The organism is bacterium SCSIO 12643 (genome assembly GCA_024398135.1).
Taxonomy (GTDB): Bacteria; Bacteroidota; Bacteroidia; order Flavobacteriales_G; family Salibacteraceae; genus CAJXZP01.
In genome coordinates this window covers 3,091,595-3,106,788 of the sequence record CP073750.1, presented here as the reverse complement: position 1 = coordinate 3,106,788, position 15,194 = coordinate 3,091,595, and the positions used below count along the sequence as shown (strand labels likewise).

Annotated in this window: 7 protein-coding genes; 3 read left to right on the top strand and 4 right to left on the bottom strand. The window is 37.3% G+C overall.

Annotation, left to right across the window (positions count from 1 at the left end; all coding sequences use genetic code 11):
• Positions 1-10: 10 nt before the first annotated feature.
• Complete coding sequence (locus KFE94_13680) at positions 11-4,090, bottom strand: T9SS type A sorting domain-containing protein (GenBank protein UTW65693.1); 4,080 nt, start codon at positions 4,088-4,090, stop codon at positions 11-13.
• 126 nt (positions 4,091-4,216) lie between these two features.
• On the opposite strand from KFE94_13680, the gene KFE94_13675 reads away from it, so the two are divergent.
• Positions 4,217-4,657, top strand: coding sequence for a hypothetical protein (locus KFE94_13675; protein ID UTW65692.1), 441 nt, complete (start codon positions 4,217-4,219; stop codon positions 4,655-4,657).
• A gap of 2 nt (positions 4,658-4,659) precedes the next feature.
• Here the strand turns inward: KFE94_13675 and KFE94_13670 are convergent, their stop codons facing one another.
• Complete coding sequence (locus KFE94_13670; GenBank protein UTW65691.1) at positions 4,660-5,211, bottom strand: DinB family protein; 552 nt, start codon at positions 5,209-5,211, stop codon at positions 4,660-4,662.
• 74 nt (positions 5,212-5,285) lie between these two features.
• Between KFE94_13670 and KFE94_13665 the strand changes: the two genes are divergently transcribed.
• Positions 5,286-7,931, top strand: a complete 2,646-nt coding sequence (locus KFE94_13665) for a tetratricopeptide repeat protein (GenBank protein ID UTW65690.1) — start codon at positions 5,286-5,288, stop codon at positions 7,929-7,931.
• Positions 7,932-7,937: 6 nt separating this feature from the next.
• Here KFE94_13665 and KFE94_13660 read toward each other — a convergent pair whose 3' ends face one another.
• Positions 7,938-11,093 carry a UvrD-helicase domain-containing protein gene (locus KFE94_13660; GenBank protein UTW65689.1) on the bottom strand — a complete coding sequence of 1,052 codons (3,156 nt, stop codon included), beginning with the start codon at positions 11,091-11,093 and terminating at the stop codon, positions 7,938-7,940.
• Between the two features lie 190 nt (positions 11,094-11,283).
• Here KFE94_13660 and KFE94_13655 point away from each other — a divergent pair, with 190 nt between their 5' ends.
• Entirely contained in the window at positions 11,284-13,104 is a 1,821-nt protein-coding gene (locus tag KFE94_13655; protein ID UTW65688.1) for a S8 family serine peptidase, read from the top strand.
• A gap of 1 nt (position 13,105) precedes the next feature.
• Here the strand turns inward: KFE94_13655 and KFE94_13650 are convergent, their stop codons facing one another.
• On the bottom strand, positions 13,106-15,190 hold the full coding sequence (locus tag KFE94_13650; protein UTW65687.1) for a hypothetical protein: 2,085 nt from the start codon (positions 15,188-15,190) through the stop codon (positions 13,106-13,108).
• Positions 15,191-15,194: the final 4 nt, after the last annotated feature.

Genomic DNA, 15,194 nt, shown 5'->3' with positions numbered 1-15,194 from the left:
TCCGTTCGTCTTAGAACTTGAGAATTCGCTTAACAAATGATCTGGTTTCTGTTTTAACTTCCAGATAATAAACTCCGGACTCTACTCCATTCAGATCAATATTCTGGATCATTTTTCCATCATAATTATCATTACGATATACTTCCTTGCCTAACATATCTAATACTTTTAATCCAGTAGTATGTTGTTGAAGAAGCCCCAGATTTATATAGAATACTCCAGAACTTGGATTTGGGTAAATCTCCATTTCATCTACCGTCAGATTCTCCACACTACTCGCAATTTGAATATCTGCATTAAATGAACAATCTGCAGTATTTCCACATTCATCAGTAGCAGTTAAAGTCACTACGGTGGTACCAATCACAACTGTACTTCCCTGAACCGGACTTTGGGTAATGGTAATATTATTCGGTAAAGAACAATTATCACTTACTGTTGCCATATTTCTATAATCCGGTAATTCAGCATTTACACCATTTGATGACACTACATTTTGGTCCGCTGGACACGTAATGGTTGGATCAGTTTGATCTTCAATCGTAATGACCTGAATATAGGTTTCCACATTTCCACAAGCATCAGATGCTGTCCATTTTCTATATATCCAACTTGAATTGGCACATGAACCTCCAATAATACTATCAGTTGAAGCTATATTAAGCACTCCTACCAAACATGTACTTGTTGCTGTTGGTGTTCCTGTATTTGAAGGATTGGCCGATTCATCACATTCAATAACTGTGTTATTCGGTTGACTGGTCCAATTAATACTTGATGCTGCAACCACATTTAAAGTATAATCTTCCACCTCTCCCCATTGCGAACTTCCACAAGGAGTAATCTGGCCATCGTCCGGCTCATACACCATTCTCACGCGCATTCTTACACTACCCGGAGATACATTTGAAGGAACAGTGATATTAAAACTCAATGGGAACGTCACCGAAGCACTGTAGGTCACAATGTATTCCTGCTCTCCCGGATCATTAAAATCCAGGTCATTATTCCAATCCACCCAAACAGCTACCTGATCATCATTATATCCTGCATTTCCACCATTGTTCAAAGTCGTTATACTCATAGGTACTGAAGCTCCAGCAGAAACCGTTGCTGTTTGAGATGTAAAATCACTATAATTTCCACATGTAGTGGTATTATTAATATTTCCAATTGTGACATTGCTGATATACTCATCACAAGGAGTAGTTGTTGAAGTCGCTGTACAATAAGCAGGTGTTCCACCTTGTACAACCAAAGTATAATCTTCTACTTCACCCCATTGTGAACTTCCACATGGCGTAATTTGTCCATCATCTGGTTCATATACCATTCTCACACGCATTCTTACTGAACCTGAAGTTGCATTAGACGGAACTGTAATATTAAAACTCAATGGAAATGTCACCGAAGAACTATACGTTACGATATACTCTTGTTCTCCAGGATCTGTAAAGTCCTGATCATTATTCCAATCTACCCAGACCGCTACCTGATCATCATTGTATCCTGCATTTCCACCAGCATTTAAAGTAGAAATGGTCATCGCTACAGAAGAGCCCGCAGATACGGTGGTGGATTGAGAAGTGTAATCACTATAATTCCCACAAGTTGTAGTATTGTTAATCGTACCTATGGTTACATTACTAATGTATTCATCACATGGAATGGTCGTAGATGTTGCCGCACAGTAACTCGGATTTGTAGTTCCCGCAAAACCATTTGAAGAGAACAATCCTCGTCCATGTGTAGCCGCAATTACTTCTTTATCTGAAGATCTCATTTGTAACATATCTACACGCACATTTGCCAATCCTGAGTTAGAAGCCGTCCAGGTTGGTGATGAAGAATTAAAGTTAGATGTAGACCATACACCTACTTCGGTAGCCAAAATCACCTCCGCAATATTTGAAGGGTTAAATAACGCCCATCTTACCGGCATATCCGGCAAGTTACCTTCTTTAGCTGTCCAGGTAGTACCACCATTTGCAGTATACCAAACAGATGTCACCCCATAATTTGAGAAAGTCACAATAATTTGATTTTCAGTTTGTCCAAACTCAATACAAGAAATCGACCCGGTTGGAAATGAACTTCCGGTAATATCAGATGAAACCGGATTGGAATTCGCATTTGTAATCTTGAATAAACGTCCAGCTTCTGTACCGATAAATAATGTTGTTGATGTGGTTGTATACGGAGACACTTTTAGATTTGTCGCATCAGATAACAAACTAGATATCGTCATGCTCGAAACCACTGGATTGGAACTTTGAAATCCAGTTACCCGATATAAGGAAGTTGGTGTTCTAAATGTATACAAGATGTTTTGGTTATCGTCCAGATCACTTGGATTGATAAATTTACCTGTATTCTGATCTGTACTAATATTAGAGAAATTTGCTCCACCGTCAGAAGAATGGTAAAAATCATTATACACATAACTCGTAGTCTGATAATCTCCATTCGTTTGATCAATATGGCAATAAGCCCCATCACCACCTGTCGCCTCAGTGGTAGAATTCATCCCTGCTGAAGCGTATTGTTGTGTTCCATTATCCTGTGAACCCGCTAAGAAATAGTTGCTATTGGCAGTTGGATGAATCGCACATGCATAATATTGTGTCACATTATAATCTTTAACCCGATGCGGGATACTTGGTGAAGATGCGTTTACATTACTTGAATAGTAGATTCCACCATCATTACCAAAGATCGCAATGGAAGAAGATCCTGGTTTATATACAATCGCGTGTTGATCCGCATGCACATCTGTATATCCAAAACCTCCGTACCAATGTGAAATTTGCTGCCAGGAAGTCCCACCATTCGTGGTTTTAAATAAGTCAATTCCACCTATCATTACAGTGTTCATGTTATTTGGATCTACATCCAATACCAGATTGTACCACGCCTGACCTCTGGTAAAATCAGTCGCAGGAATTCCATTGTCTGCATCATTTGGTTCTGATCTAAGGGCCCAACTACTTCCATCATTGGTTGTTCTTTTAAACGCATCCAATTGTTGATTATATTCAAACGCCACATACACATAATTGGAATTCGAAGGTGCACAAGCCAAACTCACTCTACCCGGATTTGAATGAGTATGTTTTAGCGTAAAACTTGTTCCGGAAGTTGATGCATACACCTTACCTCCTCCATCACCATATGAATTGGCATCTACACCAACCCAAAGTTCATTGTCAGAAGCAATATCCAAATCCGTTGGTTTTTCCGGAGCACCACTTACATTTGGTAAAACTTGTGTCCAGGAAGTTCCTCCATTCACTGATCTTTGTAATCCTTCATTTGCTGTTCCATGCCATTGTCCCTGATAATAACGTCCAGCCACAGCAGCATACACCACTGAAGTGTTGCTTTCGTTTCTCACGACTAAATCATTGATATAATAGAAAGAACTAGTCGATGATATTTGTGAGAATGTAGTTCCCCCGTTAGTCGATTTCCAGATTCCGGCACCTCTACTTGCTCCGGTATAACTTTCTCCGGTACCTACATAAATGATGTTACTATTATTCGGATCAAACGCTATGGCAGTTACTGTAATATTATCCCAAAAATCATTTACAGCTTGCCAACTGGATGTGGAACTTGTGATATTGTTATTATACCATAATCCTCCGGTAACACCTCCACCCCATACTTTATTGGTTGAAGTCGGGTCCCAGGCTAAAGCTCTTGTTCTTCCTCCAACGTTATTTGGCCCTCTTTCTACCCATGGCGAACCTGAGGCTCCGGGAGTTCTAGCAGTCGACTGTTGCATGTTCTTGGTCATTTCCCAAATCGGAATCAACTTTTCAGGTTCAGGCCTTCCCAATGCAGGATTCATCGTCTCTAAATAGTCTTGTAAATAAGCTAAGTCTGGTCGATCTGCTTTAGGTATTTCAGATAATTCTTCCGTTGTATAACGCATTTTATATTTATGGTTACGCAACCTCTCTTCGTATTGTTCTCTTTCCGAAAGAGCAGATTTTTTCACAAAATCAAACATATCAGTAAACAGATACCCTGAAAAAACTGTAGCTAACGCGATTAAGAAAATAGAAACCCGTAATTTTTTTCTCATAGTAGTTATTTTGTTAGGTAAGGAAATAAATTTGTAACAAAACTAGTATTTCAATATTGGATATCACAAAATGTGAGGATTGGATTTAAATCAGCTCTATTTTTGTACCGTTACCTAACTATGAATATGAAAAAAGCGCATTTACCTCTGTACTTTATCAGTATCTATTTCATGATCTCCTCCTGTAGTTTCAATAAGGATATCAATCAAACCGACTCTCATCCTTTTGAAATCATTTCTGCAGTGCAAACACCTCTTGTGGGTGGGGCCAACAAATCGAGAGGAATGCGAATCGGGCTTCAATTGGTTACGCAAAAACCGTTAACTACCGATTCTATTATTTATGAGGGATTTTCTCAACCGGTAACGGAGATCAAAAAGACACATGATACGCTGTGGATTGAAAGTTATTTCTATCCGAATCAAAAAATGACCATCTCTAAAAATTCTGAACCTATACAGTTTACGGCAAACTCATGTACTCTGTTTTACCACTATGAAAACACCAATGCATCTATGCTAATAAAGAAAATGGAAATGGTTCAGGATCCAACGAAATGGGAATAAGGTTATTTAGCTACCTCAACAACTAAAGCTTTCTGCATTATCTGCATTTCTACCAGTCTATTGATTTGAACAATATGATGCTCAAAATGGGCTTCAAAAAATTGTAACATCTGGTTAAAATTCATCTTCCCCACAAATGGATGTTTTAGAATTCCTTTGTTTAAAACATCTGGTGATTCAGCACTCAAATTATACAATTGAACCCGAGTCGCTTCCCAACGTGCATTTAATTCATCCAAGGTTACAGGGTTTACCCCTGGTTTAGCTACCTCCGGAGCTTTAAACTTTAGATTAAATTTTAAAACTGTACTTAATATCAGACTATATACTCTGGATTTAAACGAAACTCCCTTTAAACTTTCAATCTCCTGGATTTTTTTGAGCGCATAATTTACCGATGACTCTTCACTTAACACCAAATGTTCCACCACGTTTAAAATAGACCATCGTTGCGCTCCTTCGCTAAACTCAAGTTTTACAGGGTCCAAATTATTCAGTTTATTCACTAAACTAATTCTTTGAGATTCAAGATGTGCTATTTGTGTGTCTTTCAATCGCTAAATTTTGGATGACAAAAAAAAAGAAAAAATTTGATTTCAAATACTCCTTTTAATTTTATTTTGGGCGTGTGAAACGTCTACATCTTGCCACATTCGTCTCGTTATTTATTCTCATCGCCTTCTCTACCATATTGATTGGGCAAAAGTCTTACGATACCCTATCTTTTTTTAATTCAGACTTTTCCACGGAAGAAGCAGAAAAAGAATTTGTAAAGGCAATTCAGGCGAATACCAATAAGGCACACGAAAAAGCGAAACTAATCGCACAGGCTTTTGTAGATTACTCTATAGACAAAAATGATCCTACGTTAAAGAAAACATCTTGTCATCAACTGGGATTAATCTATTTCCATGATACCCAATATGATTCAGCTTTGATTTGCCTGAATCAAGCTAAAAACTTAGCGATTGAACAGCAAGATACATTAGCACTGGTCAATATTAAAAGGTCTTTAGGAGCAGTTTATCTCTCGACTAAAAAAGGGGAATTAGCAATTAATTATTTTAATGAATCTCTGGAATTAGCTAAAGATATTTCTGATAGCGTTTCTATGGCTAAGGCGTTAAATAATTTGAGTATTCTAAGCAGTCAGGCACAAGAATATGAGAATGCATTAAATTATCTCAAACGTGCATTGGATCTTAAAATCGCATTTGCACCCAAACCAGAACAAATTTCAACGCTAATCAATATTGGAATTAACTATACGCATTTGGGTAGTTTGGATAAAGCTGAGGATTATTTAAATCGTGCAAAGGATATTGCCATTGAATATAACGAGCAGAAAAAACTAGCGGAGATTTGGAATCACCTGGCCAATACTTTCATTACCATGAAGGATTATGATCGTGCAGATGATGCTTTTCAATCTTCTATCGCAATTTCAACCAAATTGAATGATCAGGTACAGTTGGCTTTAACCACCAAGCTTTACGCAGAGCATCTTATGAACCTGGAAAAATGGGGTGAGGCTGAAACCAATTTGGAATCCATTGTTGATCAGTTCAAAGACAATTCTGCAATTATTACTGAGATTTACTACGACCTGGGAAAGATTGCCTATGAAACCAAAGACATCAAAAAGGCTGAAAAATACCTGAATAAAGCGGTGAGTTCCTCAGACAATCCAAAAGGAGAAACATTGGCTAAGGCATACAATCTGCTCTCATTGATATCTTATTTAAATGAAGATTACGAATTGGCATATCACCATTTGCGAATTAGCAATATTATGGATGACTCCATTTCTAAAACTGTTAATACGGATCGTTTACGAGAACTACGGGTGAAATACAATTCCTACAATGATTCTGAAACCATTGAAAACCTGATTGAAATTGCTGAACTAAAAGAGAAAGAAAAAGAGAAAAGTAAATTCTATTTCATCATTACATTCAGTCTTTTTATCATCACCTTAGCCGTAGCCATTACCTTAGCCAGACAGGCCAGCTTTAGAAGAAAACAATCCAACGAACTTTCCAACCAAATTGACGAAAACTTAAAAAAGACCAAGGATTTAATTGAAGCCCACAAACTCGCAGAAGAAGGATTAAAAGTAAAATCTGAATTCATTGCGATGGTTTCTCATGAGATCAGAACCCCAATGAACGCCATTATTGGTATGAGTTCTTTATTGGCTGATACGAATTTAGATGATTATCAAAGAAACTATTTGAACAATATCAGCATTAGTAGTAACAATTTGCTGATTCTGTTGAACGATATTCTGGACTTTTCACGTGTTGAGGCAGGTAAAGTAAGTATCAAACTACAACCTGCTGATCTTAATAAAGAACTCAAACATGTGGTCAATATGTTTGAACCTTTGGCCCAGGAAAAAGATCTGGATTTTGAGGTAACACTAGACAAAGACATTCCAAGTGTTGCTTTCATTGATGCTCCAAGACTGCGCCAGGTGGTTGTGAATTTATTGAGCAATGCCATTAAGTTTACCCATGAAGGTTTTGTGAAACTCACCGTAAAAGTGATTAAAACAGAACCGACCTTAAATGGTTCTATGGTCACTTTAAGATTCGAAGTTCAGGATTCCGGAATTGGGGTGCCCAAAAACAAACAAAACGAAATTTTTTCATCTTTTAATCAACTCGACTCTAAAGTTAGCCGTCAATACTCAGGAGTAGGGTTAGGCCTTTCCATCTCTCAAGGTATTTTGGGAATGATGGGGTCATCTATTCAGCTGGAAAGTGAATTTGCACGAGGCAGTACTTTCTGGTTTGATTTAAAAATTAAAGCTGAAAAAGATAATAAGATGCCAATTCCTTCAAGTGGTACAACTAAAGTTAAATTTGACAAAGAGCTAGGTGTAACTTGTCCGCTGAAAATACTGATTGCAGAGGATAATGAAATTAATCAAAAGCTATTGCAGATCAACCTAAACAAAATGGGCTATAATCCTATGATTGTTTCAAATGGTCAGGAAGCATTAGATCAGATTAAAATCCAACAGTTTGACATCATCTTTATGGATGTACAAATGCCTGTACTGGATGGTGTTTCTGCAACCAAAGAAATTGTGAGAATGTATGGTAAAAATAAACCGATCATTATCGCGGTGACAGCAAATGCAATGGGTACGGATAAACAATCATATATTCAGGCGGGTATGGACGATTATATATCCAAACCATTTACCACATCTGAAATCGAGTCTTGTTTACGCAATTGGTACGTGCATATCAATAGTCAGGAATAGACCGTGCTATAATTCTACCACCTCAACCGGGTCCACATAAATCAAAACGGCACGGACATCCTGATATCCCATTCCTATCAATTGATTTTTATATGAGGTAATCTGCGCATGGTGATCCGTCTTTTTCATACCAGTTTTAAAATCTATGACAATAGCCTGTTCATCTTCAATCACTACACGATCCGGACGAAGTAAATCTCCATTACTCAAAATAATTTCCGCTTCCTTTTTGACCTGCACTCCCCACTTAAAGAATTCGCTCACCTGAGGATGTTGAATCACCTCTGATAACTTCCCTTCTATCACCTCTTTTTCATCTGGTTTGATATCCCCTTCCATTTCCAATTTCAACACCGCTTCCGTCAAATCCTCAACCGAATCAATGTAAGAAAATGCCTTATGAATTAAATTTCCATACGCACGTTCTCCGGTATCATTCATCCACTTCACGTAATTCTTCTTCACCTTCAGTTTATCTCGATAAGCCGAATTTTTATAGTTCTCTATTTTTAATACCTCCGCATTTTTAGCCTTATGTTCAGATGTTTTCAATGCTTTCGTTCCATATGAAAATTTGGATAGAACCTTCTTCCCGGTTTCATTATATTCTTTCTGAAACAGATCATCTTCCCAGTCTTCGATAATCGAATACATAGGTTTGAAAAAATCAGCATTAGGCTTTACACTCATCACGTACAAACGCTCTGATGGTCTTGTAAACGCCACATACATCGCATTTAAATTATCCAGTTCAATCTTTTCATTTTCGCATTCATAGTCTTTGGAAAAAATCGTCTTTTCTAGTTTTACTGTATGTGGTAAAATTGCTACGGGAATCGGGTCGGCCTTTGGAAATTCTACCCAAAATGAGTGTTTATTGTGTTTTGAGTTCCAATTCCCTTCTGCAATAATAACCACCGGCCAATCCAATCCTTTTGATTTATGAATGGTCAGTACATTCACTGCATCAATATCTTCTGGAATTTGAATGCTTAACTTGGTTTGAACTTCTTCCCAATCATCCAACAAATCGTATAATCCTTTTCCCGATTTCAAAGAGATTTTATAAACATAATCCATCCAGGTTGCTAATCTATTGTCCTTAGTTTGGTCTAAACCAAAAACCTGTAACACTTCTGAAACCATTTCATATAAAGGAAATGACAGAATCGACATCCGATTAAATTCTATTCCCCACCCCAACAACACCGAAGTGAGTTTTAACATATTCATTTCACTTCGTTCACCAATCACCTGATGGAAATCTGGTCTGAGTTTGATCTCATTAAATCGGATCAAAATTTCATACATATAAAACTTTTCTCCTGGCTGATTTAGGTGCTTCAGGACAGCCGAAACCAGTTTCACTGATTGCGCGTTATTGACCAATAAACTCTCTGAAGAGATCACATTTATCTCTTTATGATTCAAATGCTCTACCAAAGCCGGAGTATCATTTTTCTTTTTGGTCAAGATGGCCATATCCTTTAAAGCATAACCATCCTTTTGTAGATCGCGAATTAAATTCGTAATGTCTTCAAACACCAATGCCGAAGCCTCCTCTTTCTTAAGATCATGATAGAAGTTGAACTCCACATAGCCCTGACTATTTTCATCTTTTACCTCCTGAGCAACATCCGCATAGTATTCTGCAATTCCAGAATTTAATTGAGTAATCGCTTTATCAAAAAACTGATTATTAAACCTTACAATATCCGCATTAGATCGAAAATTTCGGTTTAGTGGTGCGCGGTCCTCATAATTATGAATCAAAGACAACTCCCGCTCTTTTACATATTTATCATCATATGGATTATATGCTTTAGGAAGCTCGGTAAATTGTTCTACAACTCCTCCTCTCCAACGGTAAATAGATTGCTTGGCATCTCCCACCACCAGACTCGTTCCTCCCTGCGATAAACTATTCTCCACCAAAGGCAACATGTTGTGCCATTGCATTAATGAGGTATCCTGAAATTCATCAAAAAGAAAATGAGCATACTTCTCACCCAACTTTTCATAAATAAAAGGTACGGGTTCAGTACGGGTAACCTGTCCTACCAATTCTGTAAAATCAGAAATCAAAACCAGATCATTCTCTTGTTTGATCTTTTGTACTTCTTTATCAATCTCGGCTAATAGAGCCACCTGATACAAATTGGAGTGTAACAGTTTATTCAATTCATACTCCGATTCATTTTCACTTCTATATGCCTCAATCTCCAGATATAATCGAATCAGATCACCTTTCCTTTCCTCTATTATACCTTGTTCATCTACACTTGCTTTTGTGGCGTACCACTTCTTATCCGGGTTATCCAACAATGTCTGCATATTTTTACCTACCGATGGACCATAATCCTTTTGAAGAATCTTTTGGAAAAAACCAACAAATTGTCCCGCATAGGCATATTTGTTCTTCTCAATGTTATTGAGTGCTATTCCAACCGCCTCTTTTGCACGTTTTCGTAAATATTGTTCATAGATATGAACCGATTTCTTCAATTCATTATAACGCTCTAAATAAGTCTCTAAATCAATCTCCTTAGCTTGATTTAAATAATACCATTCATGCGTATTTAGTAATTGTTTTGAAAAGCCAAATAAGTCCTCATCAATTTTCCAACTACTTCCTTTTTCAAATTTTTGATTGGCATACTGCTCAATAAAAGTTGTTAACACCTTATCTATTCCCACTCTTTCCAACATCATATCAACCGCACGATGTAAAACACTATCCGTATTGAGTTCTACATCAAATTGCTGATTCAATCCCATCTCCTGCGCAAAACTGCGAATGATCTTATGTACAAAACTGTCAATAGTTCCTACCGAGAAATCACTGTAATTATGAACGATCTTTTTTAAGGTATTACGTGCCCGTTTCTTTAGCACCTCTTCAGAAACATCTAACTCCCGAATCAAGATTTGCATCAAATCCAAAGTTCTCTTTTGAACCTGCTGGCTTACCCCACCCATTTCTTCCAGCGTTTCTAAAATCCGATCTGTCATTTCATTGGCAGCTTTATTGGTAAAAGTGATGGCCAATATTCTCGCAAATACTTTGGGATCATCTGAACCTAAAGCAATTTTCAGGTATTCCTTTACCAGTGTAAATGTCTTCCCTGAACCTGCAGATGATTTATATACCAAAAATCCCATATCTTCAGCTGAAAATGATAAGCGAAAGATAATTCTTTATACATACCGCTCACTTCAAATCCATACATTTTTGAACTACTTAATTAACCATTTTTTAAATAATTATGACACTATTTTTCAGATGGATAAGCAATTCACTCTTCTTTCATTACGTTTTAAACGGTATATTCGCCCCAATCAAACAAAAAGAATGAAGCAATTTTTTATCCTGTGTGCACTGATTATTTCTCACGTTTTTGTTACAGCTCAAGAACAATATGTTTCTAACCAGGTCATCGTCATGATGAATGGAAATCAAAATGTAGAACAAATTTGTATAGACTTAAATCGAAACTGGTCAGATTTGGGGATTTACCCACTACGTACACTTTCAAAAAGAGCCCATGTCTATTTACTTGAATTTGATGATCAAAAAAACGATGTGCAAAGAGTCATTTCGCGAGTAAAAACCGATGAACGTGTGGCCATTGTTCAGGTAAATCATACCAATATCGAACAACGTGATATCACTCCAAACGATCTGGAATATCCCGTACAATGGTCTTTGGGTAATGATGATGTAGCCAGAATTTATGCTCCTCAAGCATGGGACATTAGTACGGATGATGTGACCATAACCGGAGATACCATTGTCATGGCCGTAATTGATGGAGGAATGGATACCAATCATATTGATCTCAATCTTTTTAAAAACAAACATGAAATCCCAAACAATGGAATTGATGATGATCAAAACGGATATATAGACGATTATCATGGATGGAATGCTTTTAATCAATCAGATAATCTTCCTCCAGATTCGCATGGAACACACATTGCTGGGATTATGGGTGCAAAAACCAATAACTCAGAAGGTGTTGCTGGAATTGTTTGGGGAGGCCAAATCTTACCTGTACGTGGTTCTTCCAGTATTGAGAGCATCGTTATTGAAGCTTATGGATACGTATTAGAGTTAAGAGAAAAATATAATGAGAGTCAGGGAGATTCAGGCGCTTTTATTGTGGCTTCAAACTCTTCTTTTGGTGTGAATTTAGCGGATCCTGCAGATTATCCTATATGGTGCGCGTTTTATGATACCTTAGGAGCAGCAGGAATATTGAATATGGCCGCAACATCCAATGCGGGAGTAGACGTTGACGTAGATGGAGATGTACCAACAACCTGCCCTAGCGATTACATGGTGGCCGTATCTAATATCAATTCTTTTGGTAATGTTATTGGAGGATTCGGGGCCACACAAATTGATTTAGCTGCGCCAGGAACAGACATTCGTTCTACTACACCTGGACATAATTACGGTTTTAAAACGGGTACTTCCATGGCTACTCCGCATGTAGCAGGAGTAGTTGGAGCTATGTATTCTACCATGTGCGGATTCGATGTACAGGATGCCCTGGATCATCGTCAGGATAGTTTGGCATTATGGGTAAGACAATCCTTATTACAATCTGTGGATTCTGTTCCAAATTTAATAGGAAAAAATGCAACCAATGGGAGATTGAACATGTACAAGGCATTACAATCTATGATCTATACTCCGGTTAATATCACGTATAATATCACTCCGGCCTCTTCTGTGAGTTCTAACGATGGCGCTATTATAACCAATATCTCTGGCGGAACTGCACCATATACGTATGAATGGAATACGGGTGCAACCACAGCCGATTTAACACAAATCAGTCAGGGTAATTATGGATTGACTGTAACAGAACAAAATGGTTGTATCGCAACGGATTCAATCCACGTTTGGATTGTAAGTGTAAACGATTTAGATCCGGCAGCACAAATCAAAATTTATCCTAATCCAAATCAAGGGTCATTTCAAATCAATTGGGGAAATTACTCCGCAGAATCTACTCAAATTTCGATTTATGATATCAGTGGCCGATTGGTACATCACCAAAATATAAATACCAATCAAACACCTTACATTAAGACTGATTTAAGTTCCGGAGTTTACTTTATTCGAATAAATGAAAGTGCTCCTCAAAAAATGGTCATTGAATAAATTAGTATCGTCCTTTATACTTTCTCACTAACCATTCGGTGGTGAGTAAAAGTAATAGGATAAAAAAGATCCATTTCTCATGTAAGACAGACTGCTTCTTTTCACTTTGATAAGAAATTGAAGGGAATTGGGATTTGTCTTGAAAAACAACACCTAATTGCTCTAATTGTGTCGGGAGGAAGAATTGTCCATCGGTATTTTGGGATAGTCTTTTTAAGACATCGAAATCTGCACTTACTCTCGCCCATTCCACATTTACCGGTTTAACCACAAATGATCCTTTTTTGATGAACTCCTGATTTTTTGTTCCGGCTATAAAAGCCTCATAAGTATATACTCCGGGAGACAATTTTCCGATATCCAGTTGATAACTGTTTTTGTATGGCGTAAATACATATTCAAACTGCTTATCTGCCTGATTTTTTACAATAAGCTTTACCTCAGCTTCATTAATCAACTCATATGACTTATTGTAATATTCGGCTTCCAGTTTCACATTCTGATTCTCAGAAAAATGTTTTTCAACTTTCACTCTAAACCTGCTTTTGTCTTCCTTTACCGAAAGGAATTGAACCATTTTCCAGATATACTCGTTAAAATGCGTGGTTGATTCGTTCTCCTGATAATCAAACATTTTCCATCTCCACAAACCTTCACCAAATTGCCATGCCGTTTTGATTTCTTCTCTCTTCGAAAAATATACCAATGGGAAATTTGTGGTCACATCTCCTAGCTTTTGATACAAATACGTTTGAGTTGCATCAAATCCGGTAATCTCCGCATATGGGCTATGTAATGGTGGAACATCATCAAAGTATTGTTCCATATCCTCTGACCATTTGAATGCATTAAATTCTTTATTTAAAGACGGAGAAATTCTATTAGTCCTTCCTCCACCTCCCGTGATATTAAAACCGGGAGTTAATGTAGCTACCTGACGTACATCTAATTTACTATATGTAATATTCCAAATAGGCACTTTCGAATCCCATACTTTTCTCCATAAAGCACTATTTGAAGAAGTTGCAAATCCATGATTGATAATTAAATGATATCCTTCAAGAGACTTCGTGAATTCATTTGCAAGACCAACTTCAACTTCAAAATTTTCCTTTTCTGCCAATACATTTCTAATGGCAGCCACGTCCGGATGTGGAGCATTTGCCAGGATTAAAATCTTATCTCTATTGTCTAAAACATCAATGAGTACCTGGGTTGTATTGTTTAATACATTAAATTCATTTTCAAATTCAGTCACTCGAAATACGTAGCGTTGCGTTCCTTCAGAAACAGCTTCAAAAACAAAGTTTTCTGTAAATAATTGCTGTGCTTTCTCAATTTGGAGTGTACGCGTTTCTATGACCTTACCCTGATGTACGACTTCCAATTTTGCCTCTTTCCCTTCTAGCAAATCTGAAGTAATAGAAACTTCCACCGGAAAACTATTTCCAAGATATACGATATCATTCACACGAGATTCTACAATAGCGATATCGCTTCTAATCGTTGAATCTCCCAATCCAATCGTATAAATGGGATAGCGTTGTTTAAAGTTATAATAATCAGGATGGGCACCTACATTGAATAGTCCATCACTGGCAAAAATTAATGCGCCAATATTTTCGCCCGCATATCGAGCTTCAATTTCATCAAATACTTTGGCAAAATTGGTACGTTTATCTTCAAAGGAAAATCCAGTATCTTGCACATACACATCATCTCCAAAAAACATTTCTACCACGTCATAATTGGCCGAGACTTGTTCTTTAAGTGCTGAAATATCACTCAGATATTGTTGGTCGTAGTAGGTGGAATCCAGATTATTTCTGATCGAAGCAGAAATATCCTGCGCAAAAATTATTTTAGGGGCTTCAGTTCTTGTAATCCATTTCTGGAATAAGGGATTAAGTAATAAAATGGCCAGAGCAAATACGGTAACAAATCTAAGTACACTGAGCAATCGAACAATTAAAGTTGACAGCTCCGCATTTTGCTTATTTCTACCGTATAGAAAAAAAGTGTACAGTCCGGCCAGGACTGCACACAATATGATATACCACGAATTGTATTCTGTAGTTATTTCCATTTAC

Excerpts from the sequence above, each read along its gene's own strand:
- KFE94_13680 (UTW65693.1), bottom strand. The coding sequence starts at position 4,090 with ATGAGAAAAAAATTACGGGTTTCTATTTTCTTAATCGCGTTAGCTACA.
- KFE94_13675 (UTW65692.1), top strand. The coding sequence starts at position 4,217 with ATGAAAAAAGCGCATTTACCTCTGTACTTTATCAGTATCTATTTCATG.
- KFE94_13655 (UTW65688.1), top strand. The coding sequence starts at position 11,284 with ATGAAGCAATTTTTTATCCTGTGTGCACTGATTATTTCTCACGTTTTT.
- KFE94_13650 (UTW65687.1), bottom strand. The coding sequence starts at position 15,190 with ATGGAAATAACTACAGAATACAATTCGTGGTATATCATATTGTGTGCA.
- KFE94_13660 (UTW65689.1), bottom strand. The coding sequence starts at position 11,093 with ATGGGATTTTTGGTATATAAATCATCTGCAGGTTCAGGGAAGACATTT.